This window comes from Undibacterium sp. GrIS 1.8 (assembly GCF_040544445.1).
Lineage (GTDB): Bacteria > Pseudomonadota > Gammaproteobacteria > Burkholderiales > Burkholderiaceae_D > Undibacterium.
The window spans coordinates 32,025-51,766 of sequence record NZ_JBEONQ010000027.1 but is presented as its reverse complement, the minus strand read 5'-3'; the positions used below and the strand labels follow the sequence as shown (position 1 = coordinate 51,766).

Here is a 19,742-nt window from a genome sequence, read left to right as displayed (position 1 = left end):
AAAAAAACATAGGCACATTAACACCAGCAGGTGATTTCATCGGGGCATTGCTAAATAGCAGCAATGCCCCTTTTGGTTGAGACGAACATATAACTGGTACCTGTACCGGGCAAAAATTAAATGAATACTCAAAAATTATCGACAGTAGAAAAAGTAGGTTTTGGGGCAGGTGATATGGCCTTAAATGTAGTGATCTCATCGATGATGCTGATCATTACTTTTTTTTATACCGACATCTATGGTTTAAAAACTACCGACCTCGCTTTACTCTTTGTCTTGGTTAAGTTTGTCGGTGCGATTGCTGATTTAGGGATGGGGCAAATCACTGATAGATACACCAGCCGCGCTGGTCGCTACCGTCCTTATTTATTGTGGCTGGCTGTGCCCTATGGCGTCAGTGTATTTTTTGTGTTTACTACGCCTGAGTGGCAATACAGCGCCAAATTAGTTTGGGCGTATTCCACCTATATATTGATGACGGTGATGACGGCGGGTGTTGGGATTCCGTATATCTCACTGGTGAGTGCTTTGACCAATGATCCTAAAGAGCGTTTATCGGCGAATGGATATCGGCTGTTTTTTGCCAAAATCGGTGCGTTTATGGTGACAATTATTGTGCCTCTGCTAGCGCAAAAATGGGGCTCTGGTAATCCGGCAGTCGGCTACCAGGCTGCAATGGCGGTGATGGCAGTGATGGGTGTTGCTTTATTTTTATTCTGCTATTTCAGCACCACAGAACGGGTTTTACATGTCGTCGAAAAACAGTCTTTGTCTTCACAGTTAGCAGTGCTGTTACGCAATGATCAATGGCTGATTTTATGCGGCGTCTGTGTCACGGGTACGGTGGGCTATGTAGTGCGCGGATCTGTGGCGATTTATTACGCCAAATACTTTTTGGGTGCCAACACAGAAACAGTCGCTGCTTTTTTATCTACCGGTGTCGTCGCAGCGATTTTATCGATGGTTGCTTCAACCTGGATCACCAAATTTTATTGCAAGGTAAAACTATTCCGTTATACACAAATCGCTGTGGCTTTGATCAGCGCATTGATTTATCTGGTGGTTAAACCCGGCGATATGGTTTTGGCTTTTGTTTTGTATTTTTTATTGTCCTTTGTAGTGGATTTGCATGCGCCTGTATTTTGGTCGGCGATTGCAGAGACAATTGATTATGGCCAGGTAAAAACTGGTAAGCGGGTCTCTGGATTTGCCTTCGGCGGTATTTCAGTTTGTCAAAAGATCGGCATGGCAGTAGCGGGCGGCCTGGTCGGTATCCTGCTGAGCTATTTTAATTACCAGGCTAATCAAGAGCAGACTCCATTCGCATTGACTGGCATTGTTTTAATGTTTTCGGTAATCCCGGGCGTGTTCCATTTCATTATGGGATTGCTGATGTTTAAGTACCGTATTAATGACGACTACTACAGCGGTGTGAAAGATGAGATGCGTACTAAAGGCTATGTAGCAGCCTGAGGTATGAAGTCGAGAGATTGTTTTGAAATGAGATCAATGTATTGACGTCAGTTGCTGATTTTTTTGTGATCGCAATGTGACTATGGGAAATAACCGTGACTGAAAAATTACACCCTTTAATCGAGCAACGTGCCGACCCGCACATCTATCAGCATACCGATGGCTATTACTATTTTACCGCCTCAGTGCCGCAATATGACCGAATAGAATTACGTCGTGCCAAATCGATTGCAGAGCTGGCAAATGCGGAGACGGTCGATGTCTGGCATAAGCCAGATACCGGCTCTTACAGCGAATTAGTCTGGGCACCAGAGCTGCATTTTAATCAGGGTGCTTGGTACGTGTATTTTGCTGCGGCACCGAGCCGCGAGATCAAAGATAAATTGTTTCAACACCGAATGTATGCTATCCGAAATACCAATAGCAATCCCTTGCAAGGTGAATGGCAATTCATGGGGCAAATTGATACTGGTATCGATAGCTTTTGCCTGGACGCGACAACGTTTACTCATCAGGGTGTGTTGTATTACGTATGGGCGCAAAAAGATCCGGCGATTGAAGGTAACTCCAATATCTATATCGCTCCAATGAAAACTCCCTGGCAACTCGGCGGGTCACCGGTGATGCTCAGTAAGCCAGAATTTGATTGGGAAATCCGCGGCTTCTGGGTCAATGAAGGTCCGTCAATATTAAAACGTCAGGGCAAGATATTCATCAGCTACTCTGCAAGCGCGACGGATGAAAATTATGCGATGGGATTATTATGGGCTGACGAGAACGCCGACTTGCTAGACTCGTCGGTATGGACCAAAGCCAAAGAACCCGTATTCCAAACCTGTTACGAGCATGGAATTTATGGCCCAGGTCACAATAGTTTTACCTATGGTACCGATGGTGAGACTGTCATGCTGGTATATCACGCCCGTACTTATACCGAGATTATCGGTGACCCGCTCTGGAATCCAGACCGCCATACTTTTGTCAAAAAATTGAAATGGGATGCGAACGGGATGCCCTTGTTTGGTCGCTCCTCAGAGCCGTAACCATGAGTGTCAAATGTAATAAAAATAGTGGCGGAGACTTCGGCATGAGTAACAACCGCGAGATACCTTCCGTCAGTCAAAAAGTATTTGGACAACTACTAGACGGTAGGGATGTACAGCTATTCACTTTAATCAATAGCCAAGGCATGATCGTCAAAATCATCGACTTCGGCGGCATTATCACCGAGTTGCATGTGCCTGATAAACACGGCCAGTTTACCGACGTGACTCTGGGCTTTGATCATCTGGCGCCGTATTGCGATATCTCTCCTTATTTTGGTGCCTTGATTGGACGTTTTGGTAACCGTATCGCCGATGGACGTTTCGTGCTGGATGATGTCAGTTATCAACTTCCTTGCAATGATGGCGACAATCATTTGCACGGTGGTTCAGCAGGTTTTCATAGAGTAAAGTGGGATGCCATTCCCTTTGTCCGCAATGATGCACGAGGCGACATTACCGCGGTTGGCCTGACTTTGAGCTACCTCAGTGTCGATGGTGAGCAAGGGTATCCCGGCAATCTTCAAGTCACCGTCACTTACACACTAACTAATGCCAACGAACTGCAAGTGCTGTATCAAGCGGAAACGGATCAGGCGACGCCAATCAATCTGACTCAACATACTTATTTTAATCTGGCAGGAATTAGTGATAGCGTAAGCGATATTCTGGGTCATGAGTTAATGATCAACGCCGATGCTTATACTCCTGTGAATAGTGCACTGATACCTACTGGTAGCTTATTGTCTGTGGCAGATACTGCATTTGATTTTCGTACGCCTAAACTCATAGGCGCGAGGATTCAAGACGAGGATCAGCAACTGGGCTATGGCAGCGGTTATGACCATAATTATGTGCTGAATAAAAGTCGATCTAAAGAGTTTAGTCAAGAATTGAGTCTGGCTGCGCGTGTGCATGAACCCGTGTCTGGACGCGTACTGGAATTGTGGACGCAAGAACCAGGCATACAGTTTTATAGCGGTAATTTTCTAGATGGTTCATTATCTGGCAAGACAGCTAATTATGGTCATCGCAGTGGTTTTTGCTTGGAGCCACAACATTATCCCGACTCACCAAATCAGACTGCTTTTCCGAATACTATTTTACGTCCAGGTGAGGAATATGAAAGTCTTTCGGTTTACCGGTTTTTGGTACAAGCCTAATCATCACGGCGGGTGAGGCGACTTCAGGCGAATCGCAAAATGGACTTATTAGCGAACTCGTTAGCATACTAGCTAACAAACTGATTAACAGCTTAACGGTGAGCAAAAAATTGATCGCATGATGCAACTTAAAATAGACGCCAAGAACATATTAGGTGAATGCGTTCTATGGTGTGAGCGTTTGCAGCGCTTGTTATGGACCGATATAGAAGGCGCATGTCTCTGGTCCTATTATCCGGCGAGCGATGAGATTTTTCAGTGGGCTATGCCAGAACGATTAGCTTGCTTCGCTTTAACCGATGACGATGATCAATTGTTACTCGGTCTGGCCTCCCGACTCGCTTATTTTCAATTTTCGACCTCGCTGATCACACCGGTTTGCGATGTGGAATCTGACCTCCCAACGACGCGTATCAACGATGGTCGCTGCGACCGTCAGGGGCGTTTTGTGTTTGGCTGTTTTAATCAAGCACCCGATGCGGCGGCGATCGGTAGTTTTTACCGCCTCAATACCGACCTAAGCTTAGAGCGTCTGCCTTTATCCCAAGCCGCAGTAGCCAACAGTATTTGCTTTAGTCCTGATGGCGGCACCATGTATTACTGCAACTCTCCTGACAAAGTTATTCGTTGCTGTAGCTATGACCCCACCAGCGGAGCGATTTCGGAAGACCGATTGTTTGCCGACCTGAGCGATCAGCCTGGTGAGCCGGATGGATCAACTATTGATGCCGAAGGATATTTATGGAATGCGCAATGGGGCGGACGACGTGTGGTGCGCTACTTGCCGGATGGACAGATAGATAGGGTATTAGATCTGCCAGTATCACAACCGAGTTGCGTTACTTTTGGCGGGTCGGCGTTAACTGCGCTTTACGTCAGTACGGCGCGTGTTTCACTATCTGACACTGAGTTGGCATTTCAGCCGCAAGCGGGAGGTATTTTTCATGCTGAGCTGGATGATGCTCGTGGCATCCCAGAACAACGATTTTTAGGTAGACGTTTTTAGCTAGACATTCTTAGGGCTGTGCAGCTAGTCCTGTACTTTACCGTTTTCTATCGCAGATTATCGGTTATTGATCCGGCGTACTTTGATCGCACTGTTCAAAAATTCCGATTTTCATAGTCCAATGATAATAGGGCTTTCCAGCCATTTTTGTCTTGTAAGCCACATAATCATTGGACGTCGGTAAGGTGTCTTTAGTTAGGACTTACGCAAAATTGCCGCAGCTGCGTTGCAGCGCCTAGTCGTATTAAAGACTGTCGTCGTTGCTACGCCTTGCTGGGACAATTTTGCGTAAGTCCTATTAGTTCTCTTGATCACTTTATCGATACCAAATCGAATATCAATACTAAATAAAAAGTGATTGGAAAGGCATCGATGAACTCCGTATTATTTCTATATCGCTACCCAGCCGGATGAGACACATTGGGCTGGCAATATAAAAATAAGGAGTACGCATGTCTGAGACAAAAAAGAAGGTCGCGCTACGCTCGGCTGAGTGGTTCGGTACCCAAGATAAAAACGGTTTTATGTATCGCAGCTGGATGAAAAATCAGGGCATACCTGATCATGAATTTCAGGGTAAGCCGATCATCGGTATTTGCAATACATGGTCAGAATTAACCCCTTGTAACGCCCATTTTCGCCAACTGGCAGAGCATGTCAAAAAAGGGATACTGGAGGCAGGCGGTTTCCCTGTGGAATTCCCTGTATTCTCGAATGGCGAATCCAATTTGCGCCCCACCGCGATGTTAACCCGCAATCTTGCCAGCATGGATGTAGAAGAATCTATCCGTGGCAATCCTATGGATGCGGTGGTGTTGCTGGTTGGCTGTGATAAGACGACTCCCGCCTTGCTTATGGGCGCGGCAAGTTGCGATATCCCCACCATTGTTGTAAGCGGCGGCCCTATGCTCAACGGCAAGCTTAATGGCAAGAATATTGGCTCGGGTACAGCGGTCTGGCAATTACATGAAGCTGTCAAAGCTGGCGATATCACCATGCATCAGTTCATGGCGGCAGAGTCCGGCATGTCGCGCTCTGCAGGTACCTGCAATACCATGGGGACAGCATCGACGATGGCCTGCATGGCCGAGGCTTTGGGTACCTCGCTGCCGCATAACGCCGCGATCCCTGCGGTCGATTCACGTCGTTATGTATTGGCACACATGTCCGGCATCCGCATTGTAGAAATGGTGTGGGAGGATCTACGTTTGTCCAAAGTACTGACGCGCGCTGCATTTGAGAATGCGATCCGGGTGAATGCTGCCATCGGCGGCTCAACCAATGCCGTCATCCATTTGAAAGCCATTGCCGGACGTATCGGTGTTGATCTGGAATTAGAGGACTGGACAACGATAGGCAAGGGCACGCCAACGATTGTTGATTTATTGCCGTCGGGGCGGTTTTTGATGGAGGAGTTCTATTACGCGGGTGGTTTGCCCGGGGCGATAAGACGCTTAGGTGAAGGTAACTTACTACCGCACAAAGATGCCTTAACCGTCAACGGAAAATCTCTCTGGGACAACTGTCAAGATGCTCCGGTGTATGACGACGAAGTGATCAGGCCATTGGTAAATCCTTTGATTGCAGATGGTGGAATTTGTATTTTGCGTGGCAATCTGGCGCCACGTGGTGCTGTCTTAAAACCTTCAGCTGCATCGCCACATCTGATGCAACACCGCGGTCAGGCAGTGGTATTTGAGGATTTTGATCACTATAAAAGACGTATTGTTGATCCCGATCTTGAGGTAGATGCAAATTCAATTTTGGTGATGAAGAACTGTGGTCCTAAGGGTTATCCTGGCATGGCCGAAGTGGGCAATATGGGTTTGCCGCCGAAGCTGCTGGCACAAGGTGTAAAAGACATGGTGCGTATTTCAGACGCCCGTATGAGCGGTACTGCATATGGCACAGTCGTATTGCACGTGGCACCGGAGGCAATGGCGGGCGGGTCTTTGGGCATCGTTCAGGATGGAGATTGGATTTCGCTCGATTGCAGCAAAGGTAGTTTGAACTTAGATATTTCTGAATCAGAAATGATAGAGCGCTTGGCAACACGCGCCACCAACCAAGTTCCTACTGCCAAGAGCGGTTATCAGAAGCTCTATATCGATCATGTATTGCAGGCTGATGAGGGTTGTGACTTTGACTTTTTGCTGGGTAGTCGTGGCTCTGCCGTACCTAAACATTCTCATTAATATTCTCAATAAGCAATCTCAATAAGCATTCACACCAAGCATTCAAATAAAGCGTAGTTGCTATCTATTTTCACTACGCTTTTCATCTCACTTTTCATCGCGGAACTCACATGTTACTCATTCAATTTCTTACCGAATCTACTACAGGAGCCGGGACACGACATATTGGCATTCTGGAGCAGTCCAGCATTCGTGTGATTGATGGCTATTCGTCAACCTATGCGCTGGCACAGAGCGCCATCCGGCAGCAGATTGGGCTTGAGCAATTGGCTAATTCGGCTATTGGTAATGTGGTCTATCAGTATGAGGATATTGCAAAAGCAGGTCGTATTTTGCCGCCGCTAGATCATGCAGATCCAGCGCATTGCTATGTCACCGGGACGGGTTTAACCCATCTTGGCAGCGCCGATGCACGTGATGCTATGCATAAAAAAATCGGTGGCGATATGGACACGCTGAGCGACAGTATGAAAATGTTTCGCCTTGGCGTTGAAGGTGGAAAACCAGAGCAAGGTCAGGTTGGAGCACAACCAGAATGGTTTTATAAAGGAGACGGCTCCGTTGTCAGCGCTAGTGGACAGACATTGAACATGCCTGATTTTGCGTTGGATGGTGGTGAAGAGCCAGAGATTGCCGGTTTATATGTGATCGGCGATGATGGCGCGCCATATCGTGTTGGTTATGCGATTGGAAATGAATTTTCAGATCATATTACCGAGCGCCAGAATTATCTCTATCTTGCGCATTCTAAATTACGCCCATGCAGTATCGGTCCTGCTTTACTGGTCGGCGAGTTGCCATCCCATGTTGCCGGAACATCGCGCATTATTGATAAAGAGGGGCAAGTACGATGGGAAAAATCCTTCGTCAGTGGCGAACAAAATATGTCCCATACGATTGCGAATTTAGAATATCACCATTTTAAATACATCTTGTTCAATCGTCCCGGCGATGTACATATTCATTTTTTTGGCACCGCTACACTGAGTTTTGCAGACAATGTCAGCGTGCAGGCAGGTGAAACTTTTGAGATCGAAGCGCCGGCATTTGGCCCGGCTCTAAGAAATAAACTGGAAGTGTCAAAAACTACTTTTGCGAAAGTACATGCATTATGATGATTACAGGAAAAGCGCTGATCGGTGGCGTTAGCGTGAAGGGAAACGGTAGCGCGTTTCTGGCATTTGATCCAACAAAAAAAGAATCGATAGAGCCTGCTTTTTACGCCGTTGATGCGGCTCAAATTGATGAAGCTTGCCGTCAGTCACAAGCTGCATTTGATCCCTTCCGTGCGACTAGCGATGAACAACGTGCCCAGTTTTTAGAAACCATTGCGCAACAAATTATAGAGCTGGGTGATGTTTTAATTGTACGTTCCATGGCTGAGAGCGGTTTGCCAAGGGTGCGCTTAGAGGGCGAACGTGGCCGTACAGTGACGCAGTTAAAGCTGTTTGCCGATCTGCTGCGGGAAGGTTCCTGGCGTGATGTCCGTATCGATGCGGCCTTGCCCGAGCGACAACCACCGCGGCCAGATTTACGTATGCAGTTGATTGGTCTGGGTCCCGTGGCGGTATTTGCGGCCAGCAATTTTCCTTTGGCATTCTCAGTCGCCGGTGGTGATACTGCATCAGCCTTTGCTGCTGGTTGCCCTGTCGTTCTCAAAGCGCATTTTGCACATCCTGGCACATCGGAACTGGTGGCGCAGGCGATTGTTAAAGCCGTGCAATTATGTCAGTTGCCCGCTGGCGTGTTTTCAATGTTGAGCGGTATTGGTAATGAGCTCGGGCAAGCGCTAGTGCGTCATCCGGCGATACAGGCAGTTGGTTTTACCGGGTCGCGGCAAGGTGGCATCGCGCTGATGCAGACGGCGGCTACAAGAGTACAACCGATTCCGGTCTATGCAGAAATGAGTAGCATCAATCCGGTATTTTTATTACCCCACGCATTGGCAAACCGGGCCAATGAGATTGCTGCCGGGTTTGCTGCTGCGCTCACCATGGGAGTGGGGCAATTTTGTACTAATCCTGGTTTGGTGTTGGGAATTGAGGGTGCAGATTTTGATCACTTTGCAGCGCTGGCTGCACAGACATTGGCAACAGCTCAATCCGGCACCATGCTGACCCCGGGTATCGCATCCAATTATCAGACTGGTGTCGCCAATATGGCGCAGCAAGCTGACGTTACTACGGTAATTAATACGCCGATTGAGCAGGGAAAAGGTGCTCCAGCTTTGTTCACCACCAGTGGTAAAGTGTTTCTGGAACAAGCTGAATTGCATCACGAGATTTTTGGCCCTGCTTCGATATTCGTCGCTTGTAAAGATGCAGATGAAATACGTCAGGTCGCTGAGAGCCTGGAAGGGCAATTAACTGCCACCTTGCAAATGGATGAGGCAGATACAATCGTCGCCGCCCAGTTATTGCCGGTACTTGAGCGCAAAGTAGGGCGTATTTTAGTCAATGGGTTCCCGACTGGAGTAGAGGTAGTGTCGTCTATGGTGCATGGTGGCCCATTCCCGGCAACTTCGGACGGTCGCAGTACTTCTGTCGGTACCGCCGCGATCCATCGATTTTTAAGGCCAGTGTCGTATCAAAATATGCCGCAAACTCTATTGCCGCAAGCTTTACAGGAGGATAATCCTCTTGGAATCTGGCGTCGTCGTGACGGTGCCCTGACCAGGCAGTGAATGTAATCAGTGGGCGCATACAATGAGCAAAAAAAAAGTAACTATAAAGTACGCTCACTAATAAAAAAGTACACTCACTAACAAAAAAAATAGGAGACAAAAATGAGTCAGTTAGCCAAATTCGGCAGCCTTGAAGGCAAGCGTGTTTTCGTTACTGGTGGCGGCAGTGGTATTGGTGAGGAGATCGTCGCGGCCTTTGCAGCGCAGGGTGCGCAGGTCGCATTTGTCGATATCGTCGAAGAGGCTAGCCGAGCGCTTTGCAGTCGCATCGCAGCCGCCGGCGATCTTGAGCCATTATTTAGTCATTGTGATATCACCGATATCCCAGCTTTGCAAAAAGTGATGACCGCATTCGCAGCCGAAATTGGAGATTTTGATGTTCTGGTCAATAACGCAGCCAACGATCAGCGTCATGAAACCGAAAATGTCACGCTGGACTATTGGAATGAGCGCATCGCCATTAATCAGCGCCCGATGTTTTTTACCTGCCAGTCCGTACTGCCAGGTATGAAGCGTAAAGGCGGCGGGTCTATTATTAATATCAGCTCCATCTCCTGGCATATCAAAGGCGCTGGCTATCCGGTATATGCCACCTCAAAAGCAGCCGTCGTCGGGCTTACTCGCGGTTTGGCACGTGATCTTGGGTCGCATGGTATCCGGGTGAATACTGTGACGCCCGGATGGGTCATGACACAGCGTCAAATTGATTTATGGGTGGATGACGCTGCAGAAATTGAGATCAAAAGAAATCAATGTTTGCCTGGAAAATTAATGCCGCAGCATATCGCGTCCATGGTGCTATTTTTAGCGGCGGATGATAGTGCTATGTGTACCGCACAAGAATTTATTGTCGATGCTGGTTGGGTTTGATTTGAGGACTTCATGATATCTAGTTTATCCCGCACCCTTGTCGCTCTATGTGGTTTTGTGTTGATGTTGCATGTTCATGCACAGCAAATCCAGCCATCACAACCAATTCCGCAAGTCAGCGTGCATGATCCGGTGATGGCGAAAGAGGGCGATACCTACTACGTATTTAGTACCGGGCCTGGCATTACATTTTATAGCTCATCTAACATGAAGGACTGGCAGCTGGAAGGGCGTGTTTTTGCAGATGCACCGACTTGGGCGCGTGCTGTTGCGCCGGAGTTTAATGATCATATTTGGGCACCGGATATTCAGTTTCATCATGGTCAATATTACTTATATTATTCAGTATCCGGCTTTGGGAAGAATGCATCTGGTATCGGCGTAACCACTAACAAAACCCTGAATCCGCGTTCGCCAAATTACCACTGGGAAGATCAGGGTATGGTGCTGCAATCTGTGCCGGGTCGGGATGAGTGGAATGCGATTGATCCGAATATCATCACCGATAGTAAAGGAGCCGGATGGATGGCTTTTGGTTCATTTTGGAGCGGTATTAAACTAGTGAAGCTCAATGATAACTGGACTCAATTAGCACAGCCGCAAGAATGGCGTTCTATCGCTCAACGCGAGCAACCAGCCCTGGGAGTCAACCAATCCGCTCCTCCGGCAGAAATAGAGGCACCTTTCATCTTTAAAAAAGGTGGTTATTACTATTTGTTCGTTTCTTGGGGTTTGTGTTGCCGTGGCGCGGACAGCACCTACCATTTAATGGTGGGACGCTCTACAGAAGTGAGCGGACCCTATCTCGATAAAGCCGGTAAAGACTTGGCGAAAGGTGGCGGTTCTTTGCTGTTAAAAGGGACACCGGCATGGACGGGCGTTGGACACAACAGCGCTTATCAGTTTGATGGCAAAGACTATCTCGTACTGCATGGCTACGAGACCGCTGACAAGTACCTGCAAAAGCTAAAAATTATGGAAATGAGCTGGGATGCGGAAGGCTGGCCAGTGGTTAATCCGCAGGATTTAGATCGCTATCAAAGTCGCTTGTTACCAGCTAAAAAATAGGCTTTTGCTTTACATGCTGGTGATGCTTTTCTCGTATGTGTAAGTTGGCGCTCCAATCTATCTAATTTAGAAAATCACAAATGATCTATCAAGCACATGACTCACGGTACGGTACGATGGCATATCGCCGTAGCGGTCGCAGTGGACTGAAGTTGCCATCGGTATCACTAGGTTTGTGGCAAAATTTTGGCGATATTAATCCGATTGAAACCCAAAGAGCGATGTTGCGTCGTGCCTTTGATCGTGGTGTTACGCACTTCGATCTGGCAAATAATTACGGCCCACCTTTTGGTGCTGCAGAACGCAATTTTGGCCGGCTGTTTGCCGAGGACTTTAAATCGCATCGTGACGAACTAGTCATTTCAACCAAGGCTGGCTGGGATATGTGGCCAGGTCCCTACGGTGGTATGAACGGATCGAAAAAACATTTGGTCGCCAGTCTTGATCAAAGCTTACAGCGCATGGGTTTGGACTATGTGGATATTTTTTATAGTCATCGCCCTGATCCCCATACCCCGATCGAAGAAACCATGGGCGCATTGGCACAGTTGGTGCGCCAAGGTAAAGCTCTGTACATAGGCATCTCCAATTACGGTCCTGCTCTGACACAAACAGCAGCAGATTGTCTGCGTGCAGAAGGGATGCCGTTGACGATCAGTCAGCCTAATTACAGCTTGCTAGATCGATGGATAGAGCCGGAGTTGCTGGCAAAGAATACAGAGAACGGAGTTGGCACGATCGTGTTTTCTCCACTACAGCAAGGCTTTCTGACGGACAGATATTTGAAAGAAATTCCTGCTGATTCGCGTGCTTCACGCTTGGACTGGGTGCGTAACGGTCTCAATTCTGAGGTATTAGTCCGTATCAAGGCACTTAACCAGATTGCGTTGGAGCGAGGCCAGAGCCTAGCACAAATGGCGTTAGCCTGGACCTTGCGTGATGATCGCATTACTTCAACTCTGATTGGTGCCCGCACAGTGGCACAGCTAGACGACAGCCTAGATACGCTGAATCACTTGCACTTCACGACGGAAGAAATACAGCATATTGATGTCATTAGTCAAAGCGACCCAGATGTTTTTTCTATGCCGGCTAAAGCGACGGGACAGGATTTAGTCGATAACCCCGATTTCAGAGCTTAGGCAAGCTATTTTTATTCGTTAAAAATAGCGTGGCTCAAACCTAAGTAAGACAGCTCGTGGATAAAGAGATGCCGCCAAAATCAATGCTGTATCATTTTCAAGATTAATGACACGATGATTTCAAAGATGGATAAGCTCAATCCCAACTGGTTCTTAAAAGCACGTTTAAAAACCCGGCAACTTTTACTCTTAATTGCCCTGGATGAACACCGTAATATCCACCGCGCTTCTGATGCATTACATATGACGCAACCAGCGGCGTCCAAACAATTAAAAGACCTGGAAGAAATGCTGGACGTGCGTCTGTTTGAGCGCCTGCCACGCGGTATGGAGCCGACGATTTACGGTGAGACCATGATCCGTCATGCTCGTATGGCACTGACTAATCTGTCGTTAGCACATGACGATATTGTGGCACTGCGTTCCGGTCTGGTTGGGCAAGTTGAAGTGGGTGTCATCATGACGCCAGGTATGGCACTGCTGCCACGCGCGATTGCCCGCATCAAGCAACAAGCACCGCTGTTACGCATAGGCGTGCACATGGATCAAAGTAATATTTTGTTAGACCGACTGCAAAATGGCTCGCTCGATTTTATGATTGGACGCATCCTTGAGAAAGAAAACGGTTCTAGCCTGATCTATGAAGAACTCACAGAAGAACCCGCTTGCGCCGTCGTTCGCAACGAGCATCCGTTGTTAACACATAAAAATTTGCAGCTTAAAGACATCGCTACTAAACCCTGGATATTACCGCCTCAAGGCAGCATCTTGCGCCACCGCTTTGACATGATGTTCCGTCGGGCAGGCTTGCTGCCACCGGTTGATGTGGTGGATACCACGGCGCTATTGCTGATCACCGCGCTCTTACAGCAAACCGATTCTTTGCATGTCATGCCTATCGAAGTCGCACGGTATTACGCCTCTTTAAATGTACTAAGTATTTTGCCGATTGAGCTCCCATGTGCGATGGATGCCTTTGGGATTATCCGGCAACAAGAGCGCTTAATGTCGCCCGGCGCAGAGCTACTTTTAAACGCAGTAAGGACCGAAGCCCTGGCTTTGTATTGATAGTATTTCTTCGCGTTAAAGTATTTTGAGTCTTGTTTGCCAGAGATCCATTTGCAGGTTCAATTCCCTGTTTCGTTCATGCTGGTATGGCGCGATGGCCGGATTAAATGGCACTTTTAGACATCTGGATAAATGCTTGTTGAACGGAGGTATAAATATATACTCCCTATAGGTATATTTTATAGTCAGAGTAATCATTGGTCTATAAGTCATATTTTTATTATTTTATGGGGAGTATATTGGTTTTTCTGTAAATAATCGTCTGGAAAACGAACGTCTCCAAAGGGCGATTGATCCAAGCAGTCAAGAAGTGATCGGTACGAAGAAACCATTTATGCTTCGATGCCGTGGACGTCAAAAATACTAAATGTGCTTATTGACAAATCGGGCTTTGAAACAGGATTGCTATCAATTATTTGGATTTGATTAATGGCAAAAGTGGCTTTACGTCAGCTATCTTCTTCTCTATTACCAAGACGCGCTTATCAATGGTGTGAGATTGCTTTTGCTCGACTATTTGCATAGCGACTTCGCGTGGGCGTGGCGGTAGTTGAGGAGGGCGAGGAAAAAATGACACATTATTCCAATCAGCGGTAGATTCATCTGACTATTTTAAGGAAATTAGATGGATGCTGCGCTTGCTTTTTCAAGTATCAAGTGATTTGATTTCTTCCGCACCCATCTGTATAAAAAGCCGGATATCATTAAAAAGAGCATACTTTCAAAGCCAGCAGACATAGGTTTTTTCCATACGTGAGCTATTTCTCGTGTACTAAGACGATTTTTAATAAGACCGAGTAATTTTGGTGGTTTGTAATTGGTACGAACGGATTGCCAGGATAGGCGGATGATCTGCCAAGCTAGGCAAATCTTTCACTTTATTTGAATCAGGTGACTCAGAAATGCACTCTATATCTCCGCAATCTTCTCGAATTGCTTCCTGCAGCTGTGGGCAATTGCAAGCGCATGTCGCCAGCGAACCCTTGGGCGTATCTGTGTGCCACTGTCTGGCGTGTCAGCGCCGCACTGGCAGCGTGTTCGCTGCGCAAGCACGGTTTGCAAAAGAGGCGGTCACGGTCGTTGGTGCAAGCACAGAATATGTTCGTATCGGAGACGAAGGAACGAAATGCACATTCAGGTTCTGCCCGGTCTGCGGTGCGACCGTGTACTACACCTTAGATGCCTACCCTGAGGCGGTCGCCATACCTGTAGGTGCTTTTGCTGAACCCTCTTTTCCGGGACCCAGCGTTTCAGTGTATGAAGAACGTATGCACCTCTGGGTCCATATGCCAAGCAACATTAAGCACATAAGATGAGATCCAAAACCTGACGACGCACCTGTTATTGCAATGTGGGTACTGCGCACAAAGCAAGACTTTGCTCCTGCGTACCTAAGCATTTTGGCTACTTGGGAAAATATCACATTGATCAATCGAGCGATATGCGGTGATAAAACGAATTTGTCACCCACACACCGCGTCACTTTCAGACTGAAATTCGGACCTAAATCACGCGTATAACTATCGGTAGTTAAGAAGATTTATCGTTAACTATTTTACTTAAAAGTTCAGGCGGAATTGGTTGTCCATGCTCACTTAAATGGCGCACGGTCTCATGTAATAAATGTAGACGTGTAATTTTCAAAACGACCCAGGCAATGATACTGACGATCGGAATAAGCAGAGCTGTGATTGGAATAAGTATGGGTGACAGGTCGCTGAATGAATTCATTTCTTTATTTTCCTGAAAAAAGGCCTTACTAAGTAAATCAATAAAAACCTCAAGTAGCTATCAATTTGCCGTCATGGTGTATCGGCCGCTAGTTGGGTAAGTTTGACGAGATAAACAACTAAATTTAATATCAATCTTCCAACATTAGCTTAGCAGCAATTGATATCTAAAGGTAAAATCAAAGTCGAATCTAATCAAAACTTTTTGAATAGAGCAACGCTGAAAGAAAAAGCGCCAGACGTTTTTTGAAGAGATTAACGCCAATTAAGCCTCAGCCTACGATAAATTAGTGTCCACCATCGCCATGGTAATTCTCGTCATCTATATTGGGAAATTAAGCGTTTCTTTACATTAAATAGAATACTCAATGAGCCGGATGGTGCTCTACTTGTATTCAGCGTTTACTACTGTGCTTTTGGTGATCAACTATCTATGGACGCCGCGATCCTGCCCAAGAACTTCGGGATGTTTGATGCAACGTACAAGTCCATTGGCTAAGCACAAGTTAAAGCTGTACTGTTCACAAATTGTGGCATTTCGCTGAAATATACTTAAGCGTGAGCTAATGACGTTCAACGGTGCTCGCCAATTTAAACCTTATTTTTATAAGTTGTTCATATGGAAATTTTTCGAATCCCCTCGCATGCGTTATTCAGGCAATATTTATTTGGTCTTGCCGCATTTGTATTTGGAGGCATAGTCGCATGGCTGAAGGGCATGACCCTGCCCATGGAGATTATTGTCTTCTTTGTTCTTTCTATAATGTTGGCAACATTCCTTTTCTACTGGTTTGCGAAACGAAAAATTTGGGTAACAATATTGCCCCAAGGAATTCAAGGAAGTGGTCTCACTGGCAATAAGTCAATGATTGAGTGGTCTGCTCCAGTCATACTTAAAGCCATCGCCCCCCCTAGATTTCGCTCAATTAAAGGCATTACTTTATTTAAAATTGATAATGATGGCGCTCTGCTCCCAAAGGAAAGTATTTTTATACCAAAAGCTATCTTCGAGTCGCAGTCTTTTCAGTCAACAGTTAATAGGTTCGCACAGTCTAATCATCCTATTCTTCAAAAGAATATTCACAAGAACTAAGCGACTGGCCCGATGCCGACGGTCGAAATGTCTGTGAGACTAATAATAGTATGAGAAGCGTGGATTGAATGTCAAAAAACACTTTGGAAGACTGACCAATACTTCTGTTTAACCTAAATCACCTTTCCTTACATTAATTTGAAATTACCTCGATAGACAAATTATGACAAAAGAAGAGCCAGTGAAAATCACTGACTCTTCTTAATTAAAATTAAATATAGGCGAATATTGCCCTAAAAGCAACTATTTCAACTTAGTCGCAACTTATGGGTTCCTCCCAAAACTTAGCTAAAAAATAAGATTGAGCTAGAAGTTGAATGAAAATGGGGTCAGTTACTATAACTGACCCCAATTTTTAAATCATAAATCGCCTTGATATAACTCGCAAATAGTTAGTCCAGCTTTATGGTTAACATTTGTCCAGCTTTATGGGTGCAAAGTCCAGCTTTATGCCTGAACCCACACATTGAATCGCGCCAATAATTGTCGAATTACCCGCAGGCTCCTACATATCCGCACGAAACGCAACGACTACACCCGTCGATTTTCTGTAGAGCATATGCGCCACAGTCGGGACATTTTTTTCCAGTGGCGACATAGTTGATCGGTGCTGATTCACCTTCATAGGCAAGGTCGTCCATGCCGTAGGCCAGGCTTTTATTACGGAACTGTTCGGCCAGTACTGTGACGGGAATCTGATTGCCAGCGGCGTCGATAAAGCCGCGTTTGATCAAGATGCGTTGTAGTGAATAGCCGATTGCTGCTACTTCTGATTCGTGGAACAGCGGCGCTTGTGTGCCGTCTTCTTTGGTGATGGTGCCACAGCGAACCGTACCTTTGTCCCAGACAACTTCACGCATATCCGCCAATGCTTTTGCGATGGAGCCGCCGGAGCGGGCTGCCATGGATAGCAGGCGCATGCTGGCGGATATCCATTGCTGACCGTCGTTCTTTTGACCTGCTGGCATGAAGAATTCAAATGGACGTTCGATGGTGACCCGCTCACCACCAATCATGCCTTGCAGATGGATAAAGCTGACTGTCAGGTAGACGGTTTTTTTACCTTCATAAGTCATGTATTGCACTTTGGATGTGACCGATTCCAGATCGCCGAATGGGCGACCATCGAACTGTTTGCGCAGCAGATCATCGTCAGGAATTGTTGCTACTTGTGGCGCTGCCGGTTCTGTTGAGACCGATAAAACGCTGCCCAAAATACTGTTGGGACGATAAGTAGCAAGACCTTTTAGTCCTGCGCGCCAGGCATCCATATACAAATTTTGGAAATCTTCATAAGGATAATCCGCTGGTACATTCACCGTTTTGGAGATCGATGAGTCGATAAACGGTTGCACTACTTGCAGCATCTTCATATGGTCGGTTGCTGACATATTGAGCGCGGTCACAAACTGCTCTGGTAATTTGCTATCGTCGCTGACATCATTGCCTAAGTGACGATACAGACGCCATGCGTGATCGGCGACTTCATAGATTTTGCTCTCACCATCTGCCATGCGTTTTTTGCGGTTATATACCCATGAGAATGCTGGCTCAATTCCGTTGGATGCATTGTCGGCAAAGGCCAAAGTAATGGTGCCTGTTGGCGCAATCGATAGCAGGTGGGAATTACGCAGACCATTTTTTGCGATGATGGTGCGCAGGTTTTTTGGCAGGCGTTTAGCGAATAAACCAGATAGATATTTGTCGCTATCAAATAGTGGGAACATGCCTTTTTCTTTGGCAAGTTCTGCCGATGCCAGATAGGCTGCATCACGCATCACTTCAGAAATTTTTTGTGCTAGCGCACGACCATCATCAGAATCGTAACGCAGACCCATCATCACCAGCACACTGCCAACTCCTAAATAGCCAAGGCCGATGCGGCGCTTGGATTGTGCCTCTGCCTGTTGTTGCGGTAGCGGCCAGGCGGTCGCCTCAAGTACGTTATCCAGCATACGGATAGCGATGCTGACGACAGATTTGAATTTGTCGTAATCAAAGCTGACTGCATCAGTAAAAGGTGCCGCCACAAATTTAGTCAGGTTGACTGAACCCAGGCAGCAGCAACCATAGTCTGGCAGCGGCTGTTCTGCACAAGGATTAGTTGCTTCAATCTTCTCACAATAGTACAGATTATTCTCTGTATTCATACGGGACAAAAATAGTATCCCTGGCTCTGCATGATCGTAAGTAGAGCGCATCACTTCATCCCACAAGGCGCGGGCGCGTAAGGTCTGGTAGACCCAGATGCCGTCTTCGCGCTGGTAAGCACCAGCTTGTTTTTTTTCTTCGCCGGGTTCTGCTTTATGCACTAAACAGTAGTCGTTGTCTTTGGCAACGGCCTCCATAAATTCATCCGTGACACCAATGGAGATATTGAAATTAGTTAAGCCGCCTTTATCCTTGGAGCGGATAAATTCCAGAATGTCGGGATGATCTCCACGTAACACGCCCATCTGTGCGCCACGGCGTGCACCGGCGGATTCTACTGTGGAGCAAGAGGCATTGAACACCTGCATAAACGACACCGGCCCCGACGCGCGCGAACGGGTGCCACGTACCAATGCATCTTTTGGACGTATCGTTGAGAAATCATAACCAACGCCACCACCGCGACGCATAGTTTCTGCCGCGTCTGATAAGGCGGTATAAATGCCGGGCTTGCCGTTGGTGGTGCTAGATACGGAATCGCCGACCGGTTGTACGAAGCAATTGATCAATGTGGCATGCAAATCCATACCCGCAGCGGAGTTAATGCGGCCAGCAGGCACAAAGCCATTTTGCTGCGCCCATAAGAATTTTTCTTCATAGTAGCCATGGAAATCCGCGCCTTCAACTACGGCAAGTGCTTTGGCTACACGTTGTTGTACCTCAAGAATTGTGGCCTCATCACCTTTGGCATATTTTTCTAGTAATACATCTAAGGAGATTTCTTGCGGTGGCATTTCTGTAATACCGAGTATTTTGTCGTTGGCGTTCATTTGATTGCTAATCCGTTCGTTGATGGCGATAACCGATGGTTTGATTATTAGGGAAATAATTGTCTGGACGATAAGAAAATTCCTTATCGTCTGGTAAATCGTTATAAATAGCTGAAAATACGCCTGAGCGTAGTGTGGCGTTATAGCGCCTTGATAAAGAGCCTAAGCTCAATTATAGACCTCAGAAAAACTTTCGCTTTATACAGTGGTCGCAATGATCGATAAGG

15 protein-coding genes are annotated in these 19,742 nt (G+C 46.8%); 13 read left to right on the top strand and 2 right to left on the bottom strand.

Annotation, left to right across the window (positions count from 1 at the left end; all coding sequences use genetic code 11):
- The first annotated feature begins 120 nt into the window (after positions 1 to 120).
- From AAKU64_RS13825 to AAKU64_RS13765, 13 genes are all read left to right on the top strand, one after another.
- Entirely contained in the window at positions 121 to 1,473 is a 1,353-nt protein-coding gene (locus AAKU64_RS13825) for an MFS transporter (protein ID WP_354362285.1), read from the top strand.
- A 95-nt stretch (positions 1,474 to 1,568) separates the two neighbouring features.
- Entirely contained in the window at positions 1,569 to 2,516 is a 948-nt protein-coding gene (locus tag AAKU64_RS13820) for a glycoside hydrolase family 43 protein (protein ID WP_354362284.1), read from the top strand.
- Between the two features lie 2 nt (positions 2,517 to 2,518).
- Positions 2,519 to 3,679 (top strand): aldose epimerase family protein, encoded by a 1,161-nt coding sequence (locus tag AAKU64_RS13815; protein WP_354362283.1) that lies wholly within the window; start codon positions 2,519 to 2,521, stop codon positions 3,677 to 3,679.
- Positions 3,680 to 3,797: 118 nt separating this feature from the next.
- Positions 3,798 to 4,685, top strand: coding sequence for an SMP-30/gluconolactonase/LRE family protein (locus AAKU64_RS13810; protein WP_354362282.1), 888 nt, complete (start codon positions 3,798 to 3,800; stop codon positions 4,683 to 4,685).
- A gap of 452 nt (positions 4,686 to 5,137) precedes the next feature.
- Positions 5,138 to 6,880: an IlvD/Edd family dehydratase gene (locus tag AAKU64_RS13805; RefSeq protein WP_354362281.1), complete on the top strand. Its 1,743-nt coding sequence runs from the start codon at positions 5,138 to 5,140 to the stop codon at positions 6,878 to 6,880.
- Between the two features lie 110 nt (positions 6,881 to 6,990).
- Positions 6,991 to 7,995, top strand: a complete 1,005-nt coding sequence (gene araD1, locus AAKU64_RS13800; protein ID WP_354362280.1) for an AraD1 family protein — start codon at positions 6,991 to 6,993, stop codon at positions 7,993 to 7,995.
- Entirely contained in the window at positions 7,992 to 9,563 is a 1,572-nt protein-coding gene (locus AAKU64_RS13795) for an aldehyde dehydrogenase (NADP(+)) (protein WP_354362279.1), read from the top strand. The genes araD1 and AAKU64_RS13795 overlap by 4 nt, the downstream gene beginning before the upstream one ends.
- A 102-nt stretch (positions 9,564 to 9,665) precedes the next feature.
- Positions 9,666 to 10,433: an SDR family NAD(P)-dependent oxidoreductase gene (locus tag AAKU64_RS13790; RefSeq protein WP_354362278.1), complete on the top strand. Its 768-nt coding sequence runs from the start codon at positions 9,666 to 9,668 to the stop codon at positions 10,431 to 10,433.
- A gap of 12 nt (positions 10,434 to 10,445) precedes the next feature.
- Complete coding sequence (locus tag AAKU64_RS13785) at positions 10,446 to 11,501, top strand: arabinan endo-1,5-alpha-L-arabinosidase (protein ID WP_354362277.1); 1,056 nt, start codon at positions 10,446 to 10,448, stop codon at positions 11,499 to 11,501.
- A gap of 80 nt (positions 11,502 to 11,581) precedes the next feature.
- A complete protein-coding gene (locus AAKU64_RS13780; RefSeq protein WP_354362276.1) occupies positions 11,582 to 12,643 on the top strand; it encodes an aldo/keto reductase in 1,062 nt (353 codons plus the stop codon).
- A gap of 126 nt (positions 12,644 to 12,769) precedes the next feature.
- A complete protein-coding gene (locus AAKU64_RS13775; RefSeq protein ID WP_354328877.1) occupies positions 12,770 to 13,711 on the top strand; it encodes a LysR family transcriptional regulator in 942 nt (313 codons plus the stop codon).
- Between the two features lie 902 nt (positions 13,712 to 14,613).
- Entirely contained in the window at positions 14,614 to 15,027 is a 414-nt protein-coding gene (locus tag AAKU64_RS13770; protein ID WP_354362275.1) for a GFA family protein, read from the top strand.
- A gap of 1,033 nt (positions 15,028 to 16,060) precedes the next feature.
- Positions 16,061 to 16,534 (top strand): NfeD family protein, encoded by a 474-nt coding sequence (locus AAKU64_RS13765; RefSeq protein WP_354362274.1) that lies wholly within the window; start codon positions 16,061 to 16,063, stop codon positions 16,532 to 16,534.
- Positions 16,535 to 17,025: 491 nt separating this feature from the next.
- Here the strand turns inward: AAKU64_RS13765 and AAKU64_RS13760 are convergent, their stop codons facing one another.
- Positions 17,026 to 19,515 carry an adenosylcobalamin-dependent ribonucleoside-diphosphate reductase gene (locus tag AAKU64_RS13760; RefSeq protein WP_354362273.1) on the bottom strand — a complete coding sequence of 830 codons (2,490 nt, stop codon included), beginning with the start codon at positions 19,513 to 19,515 and terminating at the stop codon, positions 17,026 to 17,028.
- A gap of 7 nt (positions 19,516 to 19,522) precedes the next feature.
- Positions 19,523 to 19,687, bottom strand: coding sequence for a hypothetical protein (locus AAKU64_RS13755; protein ID WP_354362272.1), 165 nt, complete (start codon positions 19,685 to 19,687; stop codon positions 19,523 to 19,525).
- Positions 19,688 to 19,742: the final 55 nt, after the last annotated feature.

Coding starts and splice junctions, on each gene's coding strand:
- AAKU64_RS13825 (WP_354362285.1), top strand. CDS start 121: ATGAATACTCAAAAATTATCGACAGTAGAAAAAGTAGGTTTTGGGGCA.
- AAKU64_RS13815 (WP_354362283.1), top strand. CDS start 2,519: ATGAGTGTCAAATGTAATAAAAATAGTGGCGGAGACTTCGGCATGAGT.
- AAKU64_RS13810 (WP_354362282.1), top strand. CDS start 3,798: ATGATGCAACTTAAAATAGACGCCAAGAACATATTAGGTGAATGCGTT.
- AAKU64_RS13805 (WP_354362281.1), top strand. CDS start 5,138: ATGTCTGAGACAAAAAAGAAGGTCGCGCTACGCTCGGCTGAGTGGTTC.
- araD1 (WP_354362280.1), top strand. CDS start 6,991: ATGTTACTCATTCAATTTCTTACCGAATCTACTACAGGAGCCGGGACA.
- AAKU64_RS13795 (WP_354362279.1), top strand. CDS start 7,992: ATGATGATTACAGGAAAAGCGCTGATCGGTGGCGTTAGCGTGAAGGGA.
- AAKU64_RS13790 (WP_354362278.1), top strand. CDS start 9,666: ATGAGTCAGTTAGCCAAATTCGGCAGCCTTGAAGGCAAGCGTGTTTTC.
- AAKU64_RS13785 (WP_354362277.1), top strand. CDS start 10,446: ATGATATCTAGTTTATCCCGCACCCTTGTCGCTCTATGTGGTTTTGTG.
- AAKU64_RS13780 (WP_354362276.1), top strand. CDS start 11,582: ATGATCTATCAAGCACATGACTCACGGTACGGTACGATGGCATATCGC.
- AAKU64_RS13775 (WP_354328877.1), top strand. CDS start 12,770: ATGGATAAGCTCAATCCCAACTGGTTCTTAAAAGCACGTTTAAAAACC.
- AAKU64_RS13770 (WP_354362275.1), top strand. CDS start 14,614: ATGCACTCTATATCTCCGCAATCTTCTCGAATTGCTTCCTGCAGCTGT.
- AAKU64_RS13765 (WP_354362274.1), top strand. CDS start 16,061: ATGGAAATTTTTCGAATCCCCTCGCATGCGTTATTCAGGCAATATTTA.
- AAKU64_RS13760 (WP_354362273.1), bottom strand. CDS start 19,515: ATGAACGCCAACGACAAAATACTCGGTATTACAGAAATGCCACCGCAA.